23 protein-coding genes are annotated in these 17,979 nt (G+C 64.6%); 10 read left to right on the top strand and 13 right to left on the bottom strand.

Going from position 1 to position 17,979, the window contains the following annotated elements; all coding sequences use genetic code 11:
- The first annotated feature begins 71 nt into the window (after window positions 1-71).
- Window positions 72-326 (top strand): YjiS-like domain-containing protein, encoded by a 255-nt coding sequence (locus ACM6UT_RS08225; protein ID WP_416796862.1) that lies wholly within the window; start codon window positions 72-74, stop codon window positions 324-326.
- Window positions 327-368: 42 nt separating this feature from the next.
- On the opposite strand, the gene ACM6UT_RS08220 is transcribed toward ACM6UT_RS08225, so the two are convergent.
- From ACM6UT_RS08220 to purC, 6 genes are all read right to left on the bottom strand, one after another.
- Window positions 369-941: an acyloxyacyl hydrolase gene (locus ACM6UT_RS08220; protein ID WP_416796861.1), complete on the bottom strand. Its 573-nt coding sequence runs from the start codon at window positions 939-941 to the stop codon at window positions 369-371.
- A gap of 188 nt (window positions 942-1,129) precedes the next feature.
- Entirely contained in the window at window positions 1,130-1,513 is a 384-nt protein-coding gene (locus ACM6UT_RS08215) for a hypothetical protein (RefSeq protein WP_416796860.1), read from the bottom strand.
- A 47-nt stretch (window positions 1,514-1,560) separates the two neighbouring features.
- Window positions 1,561-2,235 carry a phosphoribosylformylglycinamidine synthase subunit PurQ gene (gene purQ, locus ACM6UT_RS08210; protein ID WP_148177357.1) on the bottom strand — a complete coding sequence of 225 codons (675 nt, stop codon included), beginning with the start codon at window positions 2,233-2,235 and terminating at the stop codon, window positions 1,561-1,563.
- Window positions 2,232-2,489, bottom strand: a complete 258-nt coding sequence (locus tag ACM6UT_RS08205) for a hypothetical protein (protein WP_416796859.1) — start codon at window positions 2,487-2,489, stop codon at window positions 2,232-2,234. Before ACM6UT_RS08205 ends, purQ begins: the two co-directional genes overlap by 4 nt.
- A gap of 18 nt (window positions 2,490-2,507) precedes the next feature.
- The gene (gene purS / locus ACM6UT_RS08200) at window positions 2,508-2,750 is read right to left on the bottom strand and encodes a phosphoribosylformylglycinamidine synthase subunit PurS (RefSeq protein ID WP_148161294.1); all 243 of its coding nucleotides are present in this window, start codon (window positions 2,748-2,750) and stop codon (window positions 2,508-2,510) included.
- Between the two features lie 18 nt (window positions 2,751-2,768).
- A complete protein-coding gene (gene purC / locus ACM6UT_RS08195) occupies window positions 2,769-3,533 on the bottom strand; it encodes a phosphoribosylaminoimidazolesuccinocarboxamide synthase (RefSeq protein ID WP_148153304.1) in 765 nt (254 codons plus the stop codon).
- A 232-nt stretch (window positions 3,534-3,765) separates the two neighbouring features.
- On the opposite strand from purC, the gene ACM6UT_RS08190 reads away from it, so the two are divergent.
- Window positions 3,766-4,077, top strand: coding sequence for a DUF1476 domain-containing protein (locus ACM6UT_RS08190; protein ID WP_416796858.1), 312 nt, complete (start codon window positions 3,766-3,768; stop codon window positions 4,075-4,077).
- Window positions 4,078-4,386: 309 nt separating this feature from the next.
- On the opposite strand, the gene ACM6UT_RS08185 is transcribed toward ACM6UT_RS08190, so the two are convergent.
- Window positions 4,387-4,935 carry an RBBP9/YdeN family alpha/beta hydrolase gene (locus ACM6UT_RS08185; protein ID WP_416796857.1) on the bottom strand — a complete coding sequence of 183 codons (549 nt, stop codon included), beginning with the start codon at window positions 4,933-4,935 and terminating at the stop codon, window positions 4,387-4,389.
- A gap of 80 nt (window positions 4,936-5,015) precedes the next feature.
- Window positions 5,016-6,479, bottom strand: a complete 1,464-nt coding sequence (locus ACM6UT_RS08180; protein ID WP_416796856.1) for a ferredoxin reductase family protein — start codon at window positions 6,477-6,479, stop codon at window positions 5,016-5,018.
- A gap of 174 nt (window positions 6,480-6,653) precedes the next feature.
- Between ACM6UT_RS08180 and ACM6UT_RS08175 the strand changes: the two genes are divergently transcribed.
- On the top strand, window positions 6,654-7,118 hold the full coding sequence (locus ACM6UT_RS08175; RefSeq protein ID WP_416796855.1) for a low affinity iron permease family protein: 465 nt from the start codon (window positions 6,654-6,656) through the stop codon (window positions 7,116-7,118).
- Between the two features lie 12 nt (window positions 7,119-7,130).
- On the opposite strand, the gene purB is transcribed toward ACM6UT_RS08175, so the two are convergent.
- The 4 genes from purB to rpe all read right to left on the bottom strand — a co-directional run bounded on the left by purB (window position 7,131) and on the right by rpe (window position 10,426).
- On the bottom strand, window positions 7,131-8,432 hold the full coding sequence (gene purB, locus ACM6UT_RS08170) for an adenylosuccinate lyase (protein WP_416796854.1): 1,302 nt from the start codon (window positions 8,430-8,432) through the stop codon (window positions 7,131-7,133).
- Window positions 8,433-8,493: 61 nt separating this feature from the next.
- Window positions 8,494-9,015, bottom strand: coding sequence for a hypothetical protein (locus ACM6UT_RS08165; protein WP_416796853.1), 522 nt, complete (start codon window positions 9,013-9,015; stop codon window positions 8,494-8,496).
- A 2-nt stretch (window positions 9,016-9,017) separates the two neighbouring features.
- Window positions 9,018-9,752 carry a DUF2259 domain-containing protein gene (locus tag ACM6UT_RS08160; RefSeq protein WP_416796852.1) on the bottom strand — a complete coding sequence of 245 codons (735 nt, stop codon included), beginning with the start codon at window positions 9,750-9,752 and terminating at the stop codon, window positions 9,018-9,020.
- A complete protein-coding gene (gene rpe, locus ACM6UT_RS08155; RefSeq protein WP_416796851.1) occupies window positions 9,749-10,426 on the bottom strand; it encodes a ribulose-phosphate 3-epimerase in 678 nt (225 codons plus the stop codon). Before rpe ends, ACM6UT_RS08160 begins: the two co-directional genes overlap by 4 nt.
- Before the next feature lie 146 nt (window positions 10,427-10,572).
- On the opposite strand from rpe, the gene ACM6UT_RS08150 reads away from it, so the two are divergent.
- Window positions 10,573-11,328: an SDR family NAD(P)-dependent oxidoreductase gene (locus tag ACM6UT_RS08150; RefSeq protein WP_416796850.1), complete on the top strand. Its 756-nt coding sequence runs from the start codon at window positions 10,573-10,575 to the stop codon at window positions 11,326-11,328.
- Window positions 11,329-11,345: 17 nt separating this feature from the next.
- On the opposite strand, the gene ACM6UT_RS08145 is transcribed toward ACM6UT_RS08150, so the two are convergent.
- The gene (locus tag ACM6UT_RS08145; protein ID WP_416796849.1) at window positions 11,346-12,428 is read right to left on the bottom strand and encodes a branched-chain amino acid ABC transporter substrate-binding protein; all 1,083 of its coding nucleotides are present in this window, start codon (window positions 12,426-12,428) and stop codon (window positions 11,346-11,348) included.
- A 183-nt stretch (window positions 12,429-12,611) separates the two neighbouring features.
- Here ACM6UT_RS08145 and ACM6UT_RS08140 point away from each other — a divergent pair, with 183 nt between their 5' ends.
- From ACM6UT_RS08140 to ACM6UT_RS08115, 6 genes are read left to right on the top strand one after another with little or no spacing between them, the layout of a single operon-like run.
- On the top strand, window positions 12,612-13,106 hold the full coding sequence (locus ACM6UT_RS08140; protein WP_416796848.1) for a flavin reductase: 495 nt from the start codon (window positions 12,612-12,614) through the stop codon (window positions 13,104-13,106).
- A 24-nt stretch (window positions 13,107-13,130) separates the two neighbouring features.
- Complete coding sequence (locus tag ACM6UT_RS08135; RefSeq protein WP_416796847.1) at window positions 13,131-14,060, top strand: AAA family ATPase; 930 nt, start codon at window positions 13,131-13,133, stop codon at window positions 14,058-14,060.
- Window position 14,061: 1 nt separating this feature from the next.
- Window positions 14,062-15,333: a vWA domain-containing protein gene (locus ACM6UT_RS08130; protein WP_416796846.1), complete on the top strand. Its 1,272-nt coding sequence runs from the start codon at window positions 14,062-14,064 to the stop codon at window positions 15,331-15,333.
- Entirely contained in the window at window positions 15,317-15,646 is a 330-nt protein-coding gene (locus tag ACM6UT_RS08125) for an XdhC family protein (RefSeq protein WP_416796845.1), read from the top strand. The genes ACM6UT_RS08130 and ACM6UT_RS08125 overlap by 17 nt, the downstream gene beginning before the upstream one ends.
- The gene (locus ACM6UT_RS08120; protein WP_416796844.1) at window positions 15,646-16,350 is read left to right on the top strand and encodes an XdhC family protein; all 705 of its coding nucleotides are present in this window, start codon (window positions 15,646-15,648) and stop codon (window positions 16,348-16,350) included. Before ACM6UT_RS08125 ends, ACM6UT_RS08120 begins: the two co-directional genes overlap by 1 nt.
- Window positions 16,347-17,978, top strand: a complete 1,632-nt coding sequence (locus ACM6UT_RS08115) for an NTP transferase domain-containing protein (protein ID WP_416796843.1) — start codon at window positions 16,347-16,349, stop codon at window positions 17,976-17,978. Before ACM6UT_RS08120 ends, ACM6UT_RS08115 begins: the two co-directional genes overlap by 4 nt.
- Window position 17,979: the final 1 nt, after the last annotated feature.

Genomic DNA, 17,979 nt, shown 5'->3' with positions numbered 1-17,979 from the left:
GATTGTCATTCTCGACTTGTCAATTCATAGCAATTGTATCTGACTTTTGATGTCGATATCCGGAGAATATGATGACAATCGATACAATGCGCCAGATTCGAGGCGAGACCGGAGGCTCGGCGCCATGGTGGCGGCGTGTCAGGAACGCTCTGGCAGCAATCCTCGGGGAGGCGGCCCGTCGGCGGCGTGTCCGCAGGACCCGGATCGACCTTGCCGGGCTGACGGCCAGTCAGCTTCGCGACATCGGGTTGACGCAGCGCCAAGCGGACGCTGAAATCCGCCGCTCGCTGTTTCTCGCGATCGACAGGACGGTGTCTCCAAAGTGAATTCCGGACGGGTGGTCGCCGCCGCCCCGTCCTCGATCGGTCCTAGAACTTGTAGCCGAGGAGAATCCCGCCGCGCGTGAGGCCGTTGTTGGTGTCGCCACAGAGGTTGGCATGCGAGGAGTGCTCGAGCTGCGCAACGACCCTCCAGTGGGCATCGAGGCTGATGCCGGCCGCGGCATACTCGTGAAACAGAAGCGAGCAGCCGAGCTTGGGGCCGTCCGTTCCGTCGTCCCTCAGGTCTCCATTGTGCAGGGTGCCGCCGAAGCCGCTCTCGAGAAAGAACCCATCGCCGAGATCGACGGTCCAGCTGAGGCCGGTGAAAAGCTGGCTGGCTTCCCCGGCGGAGCTGATGGTCGCGCCGGCATGAACACGGGGACGGATGAGCTTCTGCAGGCCGTCGGCCTCATTGTGGCCCCATGGGTCGAACAAGAACATGGCCTCGACGAAGCCGCCCCTCTCGTCGTTGGTGTCGGTCTTGTCGGCGGCCATCAATCCGCCAAGACGCACCTCATCGAACAGGTGCTCCTGCGCCGCCGCTTGCCCGGACCACGCAATTGAAAGCATGGCCACCGCTGTTCCGAGGCGCCGAAGCTTGACAGCAGTGGCAGTACCCATTGATCGAGGCTCCTCCTGCAGATCACCTCCGAAGCGAAGCAGCTCGGGAAGGTTGTGCGGAGGATAGGCTGACGGCGTTTATTAGTGCAACAGGAAAAGCGTATATTGGTGACGATGCTCTTCGATCGTCATTCTGGGACTACTTTTCCACAGGGAGCGTGCGTCGCCAAGGCGCGGAGGAAAGGCGATCAGCAGCCCTTGTCGCCCTTGGACCAGCGGTTCACATCGCGCACGATGCGAGCATGAACCGGCTCGTCCATCATCGGCCCGAAGGCATCAAGGCGCGCCGGGTTGCCCTCTGCCTGCACGACGAGGTGCGGGCGGATGTCGCTGCTGTTCTTCCGGACGAGCAGAATGCGCGGACGACCGGAATAGGAATCGAGCTCCGGCGCCATGGCGTAACCCTTGAAATCGCCGTCACCCGATTTGATCCAGCAGGTATTGGCGCCGACCGCCACCCTCTCCATGACGTCGAGCGCGGAATGGCCGCGGCTCGGCTTCGGCGTGTCGGACTGGCAGGCGGTCAGCGCGAGCGCGCCGGAAAGGCTGAGCACGACGACAGCAGGGCGCATGAGCGGAGTTCCAGGTTCTTGGTGCGGATGATCTTCGACCGGTGACGTCAGGCTGCGATGACGTCGAGAGCCGAGGCGAAGAGGCCGCGGCCGTCGCTGCCGCCGTGAGCCGCCTCGATCAGGTTCTCCGGGTGCGGCATCATGCCGAGGACATTGCCCCGGGCGTTGATCACGCCGGCGATGTCGTGGATCGAGCCGTTCGGGTTGGTGCCCTCGGCGTAACGGAAGACGACCTGGCCGTTGTCCTCGAGGCGCTTCAGCGTCTCGTCGTCGGCGAAATAGTTGCCGTCGTGATGGGCTACGGGGCAACGGAGAATCTGGCCCTTCGAATAGGCGCGGGTGAAATCCGTCTCGGCGTTGACGACCTCGAGCTTGATTTCCTTGCAGACGAATTTCAGCGAGGCGTTGCGCATCAGCGCGCCCGGCAGCATGCCCGCTTCGACGAGAATCTGGAAGCCGTTACAGACGCCGAGCACCTTGGTGCCGCGTTCTGCCGCCGCCTTGACCGCCTGCATCACCGGCATACGAGCAGCGATCGCGCCGCAGCGCAGATAGTCGCCGTAGGAGAAACCGCCCGGAATGACGATCAGGTCGACGCTTTCCGGAATCTCCGTCTCGGTCTGCCAGACGGTGAGCGGAGCCTTGCCGGAAATTTTGGTGAGCGCGGCAATCATGTCGCGGTCGCGGTTGAGGCCGGGGAGTTGAAGGACGGCTGATTTCATGGGTGGGGATCAAACCTTGCTTGGGCTTCCTGAAGCTCGCGCAGCTCCAGACGGTTTTCGATGCGGTCGAGGCGGTTCTCGACGTGGCCGATGGTAACCCGCAGATTATTGACGTCACCCTGCAGTACGTGCAGCTGGGACCTCAATGTCTGATTGTCTGCGCGCAGCTCGCTGATGGCGATATCAACCTTGTCAAATCGGTGATTTAGCTTCTTCAGCAGCTCGTACATCAGTTCGCTGGTCACCTCGGCCACGGCCGGCTCCTTCAACCCTCAGGCGATGGAGATAGTATAGTTCTCGATGACCGTGTTTGCGAGGAGTTTCTCGCACATGGCCTTGAGGTCGGCTTCCGCCTTCGTCTTATCGGTGCCTTCGAGCTCGAGGTCGAAGACCTTGCCCTGGCGGACATGGTCGACGCCTTCGAAACCGAGCGCGGAGAGGGCGCCTTCGATCGCCTTGCCCTGCGGGTCCAGAACGCCGTTCTTCAAAGTTACGGTCACGCGTGCCTTGATCACTATAGGCTTCTCCTGTCCTTACTTGACCAGAACCGGCCCGGTGCCGCGCAGCGGTTCATTCAAATTGATGATGCCGAGGCGGCGGGCCACTTCCTGATAGGCTTCGAGCAACCCGCCGAGATCCTGACGGAACCGGTCCTTGTCCATCTTCTCCTTGGTTTCGATGTCCCAAAGGCGGCACGAATCGGGGGAGATCTCGTCGGCGAGAATGATGCGCATCATGTCGCCCTCGTAGAGGCGGCCGCATTCGATCTTGAAGTCGATCAGCTGAATCCCGACGCCGAGGAAGAGGCCGCTCAGGAAGTCGTTGACGCGGATGGCGAGCGCCATGATGTCGTCGAGTTCGGCGGGATTGGCCCAGCCGAAGGCGGTGATGTGTTCTTCGGAGACCATCGGGTCGTCGAGCGCATCGGACTTATAGTAGAATTCGATGATCGAGCGGGGCAGGACCACGCCTTCCTCGATGCCGAGGCGCCGGGCGAGCGAGCCGGCGGCGACGTTGCGCACGACGATCTCGAGCGGGATCATCTCCACTTCCTTGATCAGCTGCTCGCGCATGTTGATCCGGCGGATGAAATGAGTCGGAATTCCGATCTTGTTGAGGTGCGTGAAGACGTACTCGGAGATGCGGTTGTTGAGCACACCCTTGCCGTCGATGACGTCGTGCTTCTTCTTGTTGAAAGCGGTGGCGTCGTCCTTGAAGTGTTGGATCAGCGTGCCCGGCTCCGGTCCTTCATAAAGGATCTTGGCCTTGCCCTCGTAAACACGGCGGCGACGGTTCATGGCTGGTTGTCTCTGCTGTTGGCGTCACATCGCGGACGCGTGGATCGATATGTTGCGGTCCCATAGCGGAAAACAACGGTTTTCACAATGCAGGTGTTGTCCGTTTCGATCAAATCCTCAGATCCCGGACGGAAGGCCCCATATCCGCCTAACTTCGCATTGGACTTTGACGGGGCTTTTGATTAATGGGGGCGGAAACCCCTTGGATGGCGCTAGTTTTTGGGAGACACAGATGAGCGGCATGAGCGATCGCGAAAAGGCATTTGAAAACAAGTTCGCGCACGATCAGGAACTGAAGTTCCGGGCCGAAGCGCGGCGCAACAAGCTGCTCGGTTTCTGGGCGGCCGCGCTGATGGGCAAGGATCCGGAAGCCTATGCCAAGGAAGTCGTCGCCTCGGATTTCGAGGAAGCGGGCCATGAAGACGTTTTCCGCAAGGTCCGCGACGATCTCGCCGCCGCCGGCGTTTCGGTTGACGAGCAGGAGCTGCGCGTCAAGATGAGCGACTTCCTCGCCCAGGCCGTCGATCAGGTCCAGAGCGAATAACAGTTCCCGTGGGCGCGGTCCTTGCGACCGCGCCGCTCACAGCGCACCAACGCTCTCCACGCAGGAAGGCGAACGTGTCTTCCATCGCCATCGGTTTTGCCGGGCCGTAGCCCTGCGGCACGTCGCAGCGCAATTTGGCGAGAACGCGGACCTGTTCCGCATTTCCACCTCGATGATCGTGCCACGCCGCCGCTCTGCCATGACCGCGAGCTCGTCCTAGTCGCCGTCATAGGCCGCCAGGAAGACGAACTCGCCGCCGATGCGGCAAAAGTCACTGTCGTGGCGCATGGCGTTGCGCCGCCTTGTTTACTAAAGTCGTGCGAGAAATTGCGCGAAGACCATCGTGCCTTCTGGCCATGGACCATGGCCAGACTCGGCGTTGATGTGCCCGCACTCGCCGGCATCGAGAAGCAGCGAGCCCCAGGCGCCAGCCACGTCCTCCGCCTGCTCGAATGCGCCGAAGGGGTCATTCCGGCTTGCCACGGTGATCGACGGAAACGGCAGTGGATCGCGTGGGTAAGGTCCGAAGGTCATCAGGTGTTTCGGCCTGATCTGCGGATTGGCGACGTCCGGCGGCGCGACGAAGAAGGCGCCGGCGACTGTGCTCGTGAAGCGCGGCACAGCGTGAACGGCGGTTGCGACGCCCAGTGAATGGGCGACCAGAACCACCGGTCGGGTCGAGGAATTCACCTCCTCGACCACGCGCTCCACCCAGTCCTCCCTGACGGGCTTCGACCATTCGGCCTGTTCCACACGGCGGGCTGTCGAGAGTTTCGCCTGCCAGCGGCTCTGCCAGTGATCGGGCCCGGAATTGGTGTAACCGGGAATAATGAGAATATCGACGTCGGACGCTTTCATGCCGCTTATCTGCGTTCGCGATGGCGCCGCGTCAAGACGAGCGCGGCGGCCGCAGGCAGAAAATAGCCTCCTCTTGCGAGCTAGCGTAAGAGAGCCGCGGTGAGAGCCACGGCAAATGTCGCACCGTAGACCAGTGCCATGACCGAGATGAAGCGACGCCTGACCATCCGGCAAACGGCATCATCGCCGGCGTCGAAGTCGAAGCGCTCCATGACGATCCGGCCAGGCGGGACGCCAGCTTCCACGAGCAAGCCGACAGCGGTCTCCATCATGGCGGGCGGACCACAGACGAAGGCAGTGACCCCAGCGGGATCAAGGCCGTCGACAATTCGAGCGAGGTGACCGGCATCGCAGGTTCCTTGTTCGCAACCCGCGTCGTCGTCCATGTCCGTGAGGAAGATTGCCCTGAAATCGTGTCCCGCCATCAAGGCCTCGATCTCCTTCCGAACGACGTGGTCGGCGGCCGACCGGGCGCCGGCGATCAGCCGCACTGGCCGTGAATCGCCTGTCGTGGCGAGTGCGCGCACAAGGCTCAGCACCGGCGCTATGCCGATGCCGCCGGCGAGAAGCAGGATTGGACCGTCGCCGGCCTCACGCAGCGTGAAGCTCCCGTGCGGCCCGTCGACGCCGATACGCGTTCCCGGCGCAAGGCCGGTGACGGCGCCGCTCATGTCCCCGGCGTTGCGGATCAGGAAGCGCAGCTGCGGCAGGTCAGAGGGAGCGGAGGCGATCGAGAAGGGATTGTCGGTGACGGTGTGGCGGCGGCCGATCGTTAGCCAGGCGAACTGACCGGCGGCAAAGGAAAAGCGCTCGGGCGTATCCGTTGTCAGCACGAGCTCGGCGATTGAGGGGCTGAGCGCGCGCGCCGAGGCGACCGTGAACCCGTTGCGGAAGGCGTGGACGGGCCGGAGGACATAGACGACGAGAAGCGATGCCAGCGCAACGAGGGCGATGAAGAGCAAGGCGGAAGCGCCGAGGGGATCGGCCATGAAGCGTGCGTTCGTGAACGCGTGGTGGAGCCCGAGCAGCACGAGCGCCACCGCCATCGCCCCGTGACCGAGCCGCCATCCCTGGTAGGGCAACAGCCTTCCGCGCAGATATTTGCCGGTGAGGATGAGGAGAACCACAAGCAGAGTGGCAATCACGCCGGTCAGCAGGTCTGGTCTCAGGAGATATGCGAACAACCGTCGCGCCATCGCCGCGACACCGCTTTCGCTGGGTCGAAAGAGGAAGAAGACGATGTGGAGGCCGAGCATTCCGAGAGCGCCGACGGCGGCGAGCCGGTGAAAGCCCATTGTCCGGTCGAGACCGATCCGACCCGAGATGGTTTCGAAGCGGCCCGAGGTCACGAACTGCATCAGGAACATGGCAAGTGCCGCTACGCCTGCAGCGCGTGCAAGCAGCGGAAACACCGTCGCTCCCTGCGGCCCTCCGGTGAACGAGGCGAGCAGGACGGGGCCGGCTGTCAGGACAACGTAGGCAGTGGCAAGCGCCGGCGCGGACAAGCCGATGAAGCGACCTCCGGCTGAACTGCGATGCGGCATTCTATCGTTCTCCCTGGGCGGACGCCATTCGCCGGCGGATGTATTGCCATTTCCGTATGAACGAATGTTCTGCTGTCGGTCTTGACGCAAGTCAATGTGGAAGCGTGTTCGGACGCGCCGGAACGTCGTGCCACTTCGCGCGTTTAACTGCGACTTTTCACTGGCGGTACACAAATGACAGACAAAATCAGTATCTTCGCGCGGTTTGCGACGGCGGTTTCGGAATGGACCGGGCGTCCTGCCGTCTTCGCTCTCGCCCTTGCATCGATCGTGGCCTGGGGCTTGACGGGCCCGGTGTTCGACTTCAGCGAGACTTGGCAACTGGTGGTCAACACCGGCACGACCATCATCACCTTCCTGATGGTCTTCGTGCTTCAGAACGCGCAGTCGCGCGACACCCGGGCGATCCAGACGAAGCTCGATGAACTGATCCTGAGCAGCAAGGCGGAGAACCGTTTCATCGGAATCGAGAATCTCGACGAGGAAGAATTGAAGCGTCTCAATGCACTTCTCGGCGAGGCCGCAAAGCGTGACCGCCATGCGCGGGAGCCTGTCCTTTCGACCGATGGTGACGGTTTGAAGGCAAGGGGAGACGATACGGAAGAGGCGCCGCCGCTCGAGCGGACGGCGCCTCGCTGACAGGAAGAGGGCTCAGCCGAAAACGCGCTTGAAGATCGTGTCGACGTTCTTGGTGTGATAGCCGAGATCGAACTTCTCGCGGATCTGCTCTTCGGAGAGCGCCTTGCGCACGTCTTCGTCGGCAAGCAGTTCCTCAAGGAAATCCTTGCCCTGTTCCCAGACCTTCATGGCGTTGCGCTGGACGAGCCGATAGGCGTCCTCACGCGATACGCCTGCCTGCGTGAGCGCCAGAAGTACACGCTGCGAATGGACGAGGCCGCGGAACTTGTTGAGGTTCTTCAGCATGTTCTCGGGATAGACCACGAGCTTTTCGACGACGCCCGCGAGCCGGTTGAGCGCGAAATCGAGCGTGATCGTCGTGTCGGGACCGATGCCGCGCTCGACGCTCGAATGGCTGATGTCGCGCTCGTGCCAGAGCGCTACGTTTTCCAGCGCCGGCACGACCGACATGCGTACGAGGCGGGCAAGACCTGTGAGGTTTTCCGTCAGAACCGGGTTGCGCTTGTGCGGCATGGCGGATGAACCCTTCTGGCCGGGCGAGAAGAATTCTTCCGCCTCGAGGACTTCCGTGCGCTGCATGTGGCGGATTTCGATCGCGACGTTCTCGATCGAGGAGGCGATGACGCCGAGGGTGGCGAAGAACATCGCGTGCCGGTCGCGCGGAATGACCTGCGTCGAGATCGATTCGGGCTGCAGGCCAAGCTTTTCGCAGACATGTTCCTCGACGCGCGGGTCGATGTTGGCGAAGGTGCCGACGGCGCCGGAGATTGCACCCGTCGCGACTTCGGCGCGTGCCGCTTCGAGGCGCGCACGGTTGCGGCTCATCTCGGCATAGAAGCGGGCGAAGGTAAGGCCCATCGTCGTCGGCTCGGCATGGATGCCGTGGCTGCGGCCGATGCGGATCGTGTCCTTGTGCTCGAATGCGCGGCTCTTCAGCGCAGCAAGCACGCGGTCCATGTCGGCCAGCAGGATGTCGGCGGCGCGCACGAGCTGGATGTTGAAGGTCGTGTCGAGCACGTCCGACGAGGTCATGCCCTGATGGACGAAGCGGCTGTCCGGGCCGACGAACTCGGCAAGATGGGTGAGGAAGGCGATGACGTCATGTTTGGTGACGGCCTCGATCTCATCGATGCGGGCGACGTTGAACTCCGCCGCGCCACCCTTTTCCCAGATGGTCTTTGCAGCGTCCTTCGGGATCACGCCGATCTCGGCGAGCGCGTCGCAAGCGTGGGCCTCGATCTCGAACCAGATGCGGAACTTGGTTTCGGGCGACCAGACGGCGACCATTTCGGGCCGGGAATAGCGGGGGATCATAGGCCTATCTTTCCTGGAAAGCTGCGGGATGGCGTCGCTTTAGCAAAGACCGCCGGCAATCTCAACGGTTGCGGCGTGCCAGCAGCAGGCTTGCCGCGAGGAGGAAGACAAGTCCGAACGGCAGGAAGAGGCGCAGACCCAGGACTGAGAACTGGAAGACCGCCGAGGCGGAGGTAAAGACGAACTGAAACGCCCAGATCCGCGTACCGAACGGCGCATGCCACTGCGCGTAGAAGGAACGGTACTGCATGGCGAAGAGAAAGGCGGTAAAGGCGACCGTACCGACGGAAAGAAAGAGGAAGCCGGCGGCAAAGCGGGTCTCGACGGGCCGGTCGAGGCTGAAGAAGCGGGTGACGGGCACGGCGGTCAGCCAACCGAGCATGCCGCCGCCCAAAAAGAGCAGCAGCAACTGGTCGCGGTGTGCGTAGGGCGTCCAGTGCAGCATCCACATCGCGAGCTGGCATGAAAGCGCCATGACTGCGCCCCAAACCGGTGCGCCGAGAAGCCAGAGACCGGCCGACGGAATGCTGGCGGCGAGGCGGGCGCGCAAGGTGAGCGGCGACGGGCGGGTGGTCCGGAGCATGTTCAGGGATGCACCGGCACGGCGATCCAGCGTCCGTCGCGCCCCTCGAAGCCGAAGCTCAGCACGAGGACGAGGGCGATGTGGACGGGAGGTGCCGACGAGGGCGTATTGGTCACGACCCCGGCAAGACGGTAGCCCGTCGCGCAGTTGCGGTTTGCGGGCAGATGGTCGTCTTCGTGGATGAGGTCGGTGGCAGCAGCGCCGTCGCGCTCCGTGAGCCGCAGCCGGAAGCCCCTGACCTCCTCGACGATGTCCTTGCAGGCCGGCGGCGAGGGGAGTGCATATTCCTCCAGCGCCAGCGTATAGGGCTTGCCGAAGGGCGGATCGCTGGGGAAGGGCAGGTACCGGATCCGATGCGGGTCGGAGTCGACTTCCGTCACCGGGTTGAAGGCAACGACTTGCCCTGGTTCGTCGGAAAGGGCGTTGTCTTCGATGAGCGGGGCTGCCTTCTTCGCCGCTTCGGCTCGGGCGGCGCGGAGCCCTGCCTGCTCGTCGTCGATCCGCACACGGATCGGCGTTCCGGGGAGGAAGGTATCCTTTTCAGCGTCGAGAACGTAGATGTTCGAATAGGGAAAGCCGGAGCCGTCCTGGACGCCGTATTCCTCGAAGGCGTAGATCTTGCCGTTGCCGGAAAAACCGATCGACCGGAAGCCGGCGATGTCACCGGCCGTGGCGGCCGTCGCGGCGAGCGCGAAACCAGCCGTCAGTCCTGCAAGCGATCCCCGCAATCCCCTCAACGACGTCCCTCTTCGGCAGCCTTTCTCAGACTGTCGACGGTTTTGCGGTAGTCGTCAACGCCTTCGCCCTTGTAGATCGCCGAGCCCGCGACCAGCACGTTGGCGCCGGCCGAGGTGACGAGCGGGGCCGTGGTGGCGGTGATGCCGCCGTCCACCTGGAGCATGATGGGGCGATCGCCGATCATCCGGTTCGCCTCGGCGATTTTCTCGACCATGGCAGGAATGAACTTCTGTCCGCCGAAGCCCGGATTGACGCTCATGATCAGGAGCAGGTCGATGTCGTCGAGCACATGTTCGAGAACCGAAACCGGGGTTGCCGGATTGAGCGACACGCCGGCCTTCTTGCCGAGCGCGCGGATAGTCTGGAGCGAGCGATGAAGGTGCGGACCGGCCTCGGCATGAACGGTGATGTAGTCGCAGCCTGCGTCGGCGAAGGCTTCGAGATAGGGATCGGCAGGTGCAATCATCAGGTGGCAGTCGAAGACGGCCTTGGTGTAGGGCCGGAGCGCCTTGACGATCGGCGGGCCGAAGGTGATGTTCGGCACGAAATGGCCGTCCATGACATCGAGATGGATCCAGTCCGCGCCCGCTTCCACGACGTCGGCGACCTCCTGGCCGAGCTTCGCGAAATTGGAGGCGAGGATCGAAGGGGCGATCAGCAGCGGGCGGGTCATGGGCTCTTTCCTTGTCGGCGGTGACTTTGGCGTCGCCTTAACATTGCGGGCCGGGCGCGGCAACCGTACCAAGGGTGAGGACGGCGGGCGACTTGACGTTGTCCGCTCGTCGGGCCATCCCTGCGGGTGGTTTGTGGAGGCGAGGCATGAAGCGGTTTGCAATCATCACCGGAGGAAGTTCGGGTATCGGGCGGCACCTGGTGTCGGCCTTTGTCGCGGAGGGCTACGACGTTGCCTTCAGCTACCTCGGTGCCGTCGAGGATGCGGAGACAACGGTCGCCAGCGCCCCCGGTGGCGGGCGGGTCATGGCGGCGACGTGCGATGTCGGTGATGCCGCGGCCGTGGAGCGTTTCGTCACCGAAGCCGAGGCATGGGCGGGCCAGGCGCCTGACGTGCTGGTCAACAATGCCGGTATCCAGACCTGGTCGCCCCTGCTCGAATTGTCCGAGGAACGCTGGGACGCGGTCATCCGCACCAACCTAAAGGGCACCTTCCTGAACACGCAGATCGTCGCCCGACATATGGTCAGCGCCGGCAAGGGCGGGTCGATCATCAATATCGGCTCCGGCTGCAACAAGCATGCCTTTCCACGGCTCGTCGACTACACGGCGTCGAAGGGCGGCGTCGAACAGTTCACCAAGGTTGCGGCGGTGGAACTCGGGCCGAGCGGCATCCGCGTCAACTGCGTCGCGCCGGGTGCAATCGAGACCGAGCGGACGAAGATGGAAGCGCCGGACTATGCCGAGACGTGGGGCGCGGTGACGCCGCTGCGGCGCGTCGGCACGCCTCAGGACATCGCCGGTCCGGTGCTGTTTCTTGCAAGCGAGGCGGCGGGGTTCGTCACCGGCCAGACGATCTGGGTCGATGGCGGCGTGTTTTCGCAGCCGCAATGGCCGTATTGAACCGCACCGGCGCGGCGCTACTGTCCGACGGCGCCGACGGATACGAAGCGTCCGTCCTTCCACGCCATCAACGTGTATGGATTGTCGGCAAGCTCATGATCGGTACCGAAGGTGACGCTGCCGATCGCCGTGTCGAAAGCGGTTCCGGCCAGCGCCTCGGCAACGGGCATGCCCATCGCCGAGGAGAGGCCCGCGGCATCGGTGACCAGCTCGACGCTCGCGAAGGCGGGCAGCACGTAACCCTCCGGGACGATGCCCTTGCTGCGCAGAAGAGCGACGGCCTCCTGTGCCGAGGGGGAGGTGTCGTATTCCGGCAGGGCGACGGCCAGGGTTCCGGCGGCGAGCGCGACGGGCTGGTCAGCCGCCCGCATCGCGTCGCCGCCCATCAGGGTCAGCGTCGCCTTCTCGGCCGCCGCATCGCGTGCGATGACCGCTACGTCGTTGCGGTCGCCGCCGACGAAGACATGCGTGGCCCCGGCCTTCTTCAGCCGTCGTACCAGCGCGACCTGTTGTTCCTGTCCGGGCCGGTAGGTGTCGGTGAAGACCGGTTTCATGCCGCGCTCCTCGATGCCCGCCCGCACGGCCTCCACCAGTTCGCGGCCGTGAATCGTCCCGTCCTCGACCAGCGCGACGGCATCGCCGGACCAGTCCCGCAGGATGACCTCGATCACCTTCTCGGCCTCGTCGCCGGCGGTCGGCGCCATCCGGAAGAACGGCCATTGGTTCTTCAGGGTATCCTCCATCAGCATCTTCCACTGGACCGAAAGAGTGATCGCGGGAATGCCGGCCTCCTTGAGGAGCGGCAAGACCCCATCGAGCGACTCGCTGCACAGAAAGCCGATCGCCGCCGTGACCTTCGCGTCCCTCAGTTCTCGGGCGATTATCTCGCCGCCGCCGGTTTCACAGGTCTCGGCGACAAGATGGACCTCTATCCCGAGCCTCTCCGCCGCTGCTTCGGCGCCGTCCTGAATCTGTTTGCCGAGAAGTGCGAAGGGTCCGGACTGCGGCGCGACCACGCCGATGCTTACCGCTGCCGCGGCCTTCGCGGACAGAAACGTCGCGGCGAGCACGATCGGCAGCAGGCGCGAGGCGGGGTTCAAATTCTTGTTCTCCTTCACGAAACCGGCGCAGCTTAACCGAGACGTCCGGCCGCACAAACCGCAAATTGGCCGGCGGACGGCGGATTTCGAAAAATCGCCGCCGTTGTGGAAAATGTAAACCTTGCAAGCCATATTGTGGGCAAACCAATGTGCGGCGGGAGTTCTCGCCCCGGAGACAAACGATTGTTGAACACACAGCAGATGGATCCCGTCCTTTATCGGGAGGCGATGAGCCGGTACGCGGGCCACGTCCAGATCGTCACGACGGAATATGAGGGCGTGCGTCGCGGCGTCACGATCACGGCCGCCTGTTCGGTCTCGGATCGTCCGCCGATGCTCCTCGTCTGCCTCAACAACAACAATCCGAACAATGCGGTGTTCTTCGAGGCCGGCTATTTTGCCCTCAATACGCTCGGCGCGCAGCATGAGGCGCTCGCGAACGCCTTCGCCGGCTTCGGCGTGAAGGAGGCCGACGCCCGCTTTGCGCTTGCAGAGTGGCAGGTGCTCTCGACCGGTGCACCGGTGCTGAGCGATGCGGTGGCGGCCTTCGACTGCAGGGTCACCGACCGCAAGGTGACGGCGACCCACACCGTGCTCTTCGGCGAGGTGGCGGCGGTCCACTTCGGGCCGCGCGAGCCGGCGCTCATCTATCTGGACCGCGGCTATCACAGCTTGTAATCTCCTCCCGAAAAGGGAGGAACAATGGCCAATTTACCGGTAGAGGGCATCCCGACGACGATCGACGAGATGCTCGCCCTCTTGTCGTCGCGCGACTATCTCGCCAGCCGATCCCTGGCCACGGTGCTCTTCCTCGCGCTGAAGATGGAACGTCCGCTGTTTCTCGAAGGAGAGGCGGGTGTCGGCAAGACCGAGATCGCCAAGGTACTTTCGGCGGCGCTCGACCGGCCGCTGATCCGCCTCCAGTGCTATGAGGGGCTGGACGTGGCCTCGGCCGTCTACGAGTGGAACTATCCGGCGCAGATGCTGGAGATCCGTCTCTCCGAGGCGGCGGGGATATCCGACCGTGACCGGCTCGAACACGACATCTTCTCCGAGCGCTACCTGATCCGCCGGCCGGTCCTGCAGGCGCTGACCAGCGAAGGTGGCCGAGCGCCTGTGTTCCTGATCGATGAGCTCGATCGCACCGACGAGGCTTTCGAGGCGTTCCTGCTCGAAGTGCTTTCCGACTTCCAGGTGACGATCCCGGAATTCGGCACGGTCAAGGCGGCGCATCCGCCGATCGTCATCGTCACCAGCAACCGGACGCGCGAAGTGCACGACGCATTGAAGCGCCGCTGCCTCTACCACTGGGTCGACTATCCCGACGCCCGGCAGGAGCTGGAGATCATCCGCCGCAAGGTGCCGGGCTGCAACGAAGCCCTGTCGCGGCAGGTCGTCGCCTATGTGCAAAAGCTTCGGACCGTCGATCTCTTCAAGAATCCCGGGGTCGCCGAGACGATCGACTGGGCGACCGCGCTCACCGAACTCGACCGCGTGGCGCTCGACCCGGAGACCATTTCCGACACGCTGGGCACGCTCTTGAAATACCAGGACGACATCGCCCGCATCCAGGGCGGTGAAGGCCGGAAGATCCTTTCGGAGATCGAAGCCGAACTCAGGGCGGTGGGCTGATATGGAGAGGGAGGCCGGCGGGAGGGATGGGCTCGTCGTTCCGCCGGTTGCGGTCGGCGACGGCCGTCTTGCCGACAACATTGCCTTTTTCGCGCGGGTGCTGCGTAAGGCCGGCCTGAAACCGGGCCCCGGCTCGGTGGCCGATGCGATTGCCGCGGTCGATGCGATCGGGATCGGCTCGCGGGAGGAATTCCACGCCGCGCTTTCCGCCGTTTTCGTCAAGCGGCACGAGGATCAGGCGGTGTTCGACGAGGCCTTCCGTCTCTTCTGGCGCTCGCGCGACCTTGTCGGCAAGATGATCGCGATGATGTCGCCGGTGGCGCCCGACCGCAGCGAGAAGGACAAGGCCAGGGCCGGGGCGGCGAGGGTGAACGACGCGCTCTTCGCCGAACGGCAGCGCGAAGGCCGCGCAGAAGAGGAGCCGGAACTCGAAATCGATGCGCGCTTCACCGTTTCCGGCAGCGAAGTGCTGCGGGGCATGGACTTCGCGCAGATGTCGGCCGAGGAACTGGCGCTGGCGCGCAAGGAGATCGGCAGGCTCGTGCTGCCCTTCGACGAGGTGCCGGTACGTCGCTACCGCGCGTCCCATCGGCCGCAATCGGTCGATCCGCGGGCGACGATGCGGGCCTCGATGCGGACCGGGGGCGCGCTCATCCTTCCGCGCTTTCGCGAGCGCCGAACGATGCATCCGCCGCTGGTGATTCTCGCCGACATTTCTGGTTCGATGAGCCAGTACACCCGCGTCTTCCTGCATTTCCTGCATGCGATGACCGAGCGGCGCCGGCGTGTGCACACCTTTCTCTTCGGCACCCGGCTCACCAACGTGACGCGGCAGATGCGCAATCGCGATCCCGACGAGGCGCTGGAGCAGTGCGCGGGTGCGGTCAAGGACTGGTCGGGCGGCACGCGCATCGGCGAGACGCTCCGCGAGTTCAATCACAAATGGTCGCGCCGCGTGCTCGGCCAGGGCGCGGTGGTCCTTCTGATCACTGATGGACTGGAGCGGGAGGACGTCGACCTTCTCGTCCACGAAATCGACCGGTTGCACCGGTCCTGCCGCCGCCTGATCTGGCTCAACCCGCTTCTGCGTTTCGACGGATTCGAGGCGCGGGCGCGCGGCGTCAGGGCGATGCTGCCGCATGTCGACGAGTTGCGCCCGGTCCATAATCTCAACGCGCTCGGCGACCTCGTCGCCGCGCTCGGCGACGGCCGCAGTAGCGGCGGCGATCCGCGGCGTTTTCTCCCGGAGGGGCATCATGGCACACGACATTGACGAGATCGATCCACTGACGATCGCCGAGACCTGGCTCGACGAGGGCCGCAAAGTCGCAGTCGCGACCGTCGTGGAGACCTGGGGCTCGGCGCCGCGACCCGTCGGCAGCCATCTGGTGATCGACGGCGAGGGCAATTTCCACGGTTCGGTCTCCGGCGGTTGCGTGGAAGGTGCGGTCATCACCGAGGCGCTCGACGTGCTCGAAAAGGAAGAGCCGAGAATGCTCGAATTCGGCGTCGCCGACGAGACGGCCTGGCGGATCGGGCTTTCCTGCGGCGGACGCATCCGCGTCTATGTCGAAAGGCTCGGCTGATGGATCCCCGGCTTCTGAAGGAACTCAACGCGGCGCGGCAGGCGCGTAAGGCGGCCGTGCTGGTGACCAGCCTTGATGATGGCTGCAGCCGCCTGGTGGTCGAAGGCGAGGCGATCGGGGGCGATCTCGGCGTGGAAGTCACCGCCCGCCTGCGCTCCGGCAAGTCCGGCTCAGTCGAGATCGATGGACGTCCGCACTTCCTCAATGTCTACCTGCCGCCGCCGCGCATCGTGGTGATCGGTGCCGTCCACATCAGCCAGGCGCTCTATCCGATGGCCCGCATTGCCGGGTTCGACCTGGCGATCATCGACCCGCGGACGGCCTTTGCCACTGCGGAGCGGTTTTCCGGTGCCGACCTCGTCGCCGACTGGCCGGAGGACGCGCTGAAGGCCCGTCCGCTCGACGGCTACACCGCGCTTGCGGCGCTCACGCATGATCCGAAGATAGACGACTATCCCATTGCGATGGCGTTGAAATCCGGATGCTTCTACGTGGGCGCGCTCGGCAGCCGGAAGACCCACGGCAAGCGGGTGGAGCGGTTGAAGGCCGAAGGCTTCGGCGATGGCGAGATCGCCCGCATTTCCGCACCGATCGGCCTCGACATCGGGGCTGCGACTCCCGGAGAGATCGCGGTCGCGATCCTTGCCGATATCATTCAGGCGTTCCGCCGCCGCGAACTCGCACAGGAAGAGGCCCGCGGATGATTTTCGGCGAATTTCCGGTCGAGGGCTCCGAAGGGCTGATCCTCGCCCATTCGGTCCGGCTGCCGGAAGGGCGGCTCGGCAAGGGGCACAGGATTACCGATGCGGATGTGGCGGCGCTTCAGGCGGCCGGCATCGTGTCGGTCATCGCCTGCCGCATCGAAGCGGATGACCTCGGCGAAGATGCCGCGGCGGCGATGCTGGCGGCTGCGATCGACGCCGCGCATCTGCGTCTCTCGGCCGCCGCGACGGGCCGGGTGAACATCTACGCCACCTGCAACGGCCTCTTCACCGCCGATCGCGCGGTGGTCGACCGTTTCAACCGTATCGACCCGGCGATCACCTTTGCCTGCCTTGCCGATCACAGCGACGTCCGGGACGGCGACATGCTCGCGACCGTCAAGGTTATCCCGCTCGCCGCGCCGCGTGCGAGCGTCGAGGCCGCGGCTGCCGTCTTCAGCGAGGCGTTGCCGATCCAACTCAAACCCTATCGGGCCCATGCCGTCTCGCTCGTTGCGACCGAGCTGCCGTCGCTCAAGCCCTCGGTGATGGACAAGACCGCCCGGGTCCTGGAGCAGCGCCTCGCCGCGTCCGGCAGCCGGGTCGTCGGCGAGCGGCGCGTGGCGCATCGGGCGGACGCGGTGGCCGCAGCGATCGAACAGGCGCTGGCAGAGCCGCGGGATGCGCCGCGGATGGTGGTCCTGTTCGGCGCCTCGGCGGTGGCCGATCCCGCCGACGTGCTGCCCGAGGCGATCCGGATGGCCGGCGGAACCGTCGAGCAGGTGGGGCTGCCGGTCGACCCCGGCAATCTTCTCGTGCTCGGCCACGTGGGTGAGGTGCCGGTGATCGGCGCGCCCGGTTGTGCGCGTTCGCCGAAGGAGAATGGTTTCGATTGGGTTTTGAACCGGCTGCTCGCTGGCGAGAAACCGACGGTGCACGACCTGACCGGCATGGGGGTCGGCGGCCTGCTCATGGAAATCCCGAGCCGGCCAATGCCGCGCGAGATCGCCGACGAGCCGGCGCGGCCGCGTGTCATCGCCGTTGTGTTGGCCGCGGGCAGCGCGAGCCGGATGGGCGAGAGCGGAGGTCACAAGCTGCTCGCGGAGTTTTCGGGCGAACCGCTCGTCCGGCGCTCGGCACGGATATCGCTCGAGAGCGGCGCCGACGGCGTCGTCGTCGTGACGGGCTATCGTGCCGCCGCGATCCGCAGTCTCCTCGAAGGGCTCGCCGTCGATGTCGTCGATAACCCGGAGTACGCGAGCGGCATGGCGAGTTCGTTGAAGGCCGGGTTCGCGAGCCCGGCAGCGCGGCGCTCCGACGGCATTCTGGTGATGCTCGCCGACATGCCCGGTCTCGACACACAGGACCTGCGGCGCCTGATCGAGGCATTTGGCAAGGCCGGCGGCCGGGCGATCGTCCGGGCGGTCGCGGGCGGGAAGCGCGGCAATCCGGTGATCCTGCCGCGCTCCACCTTCGAGGCGGTCCAGGCCCTCGAAGGCGATGTCGGCGCGCGCTCGATCGTCGAAGGCTCGGGGCTCGCCGTCATCGACGTCGAACTCGGTGAGGCGGCCCATCTCGATGTCGATACGCCCGAGGCGGTGCTGTCCGCCGGCGGACTGCTCAAGGGGTGAG

The organism is Ciceribacter azotifigens (assembly GCF_048159625.1).
In the GTDB taxonomy this organism is placed as follows: domain Bacteria; phylum Pseudomonadota; class Alphaproteobacteria; order Rhizobiales; family Rhizobiaceae; genus Allorhizobium; species Allorhizobium azotifigens.
This window is presented reverse-complemented; position numbering and strand designations above follow the sequence as displayed.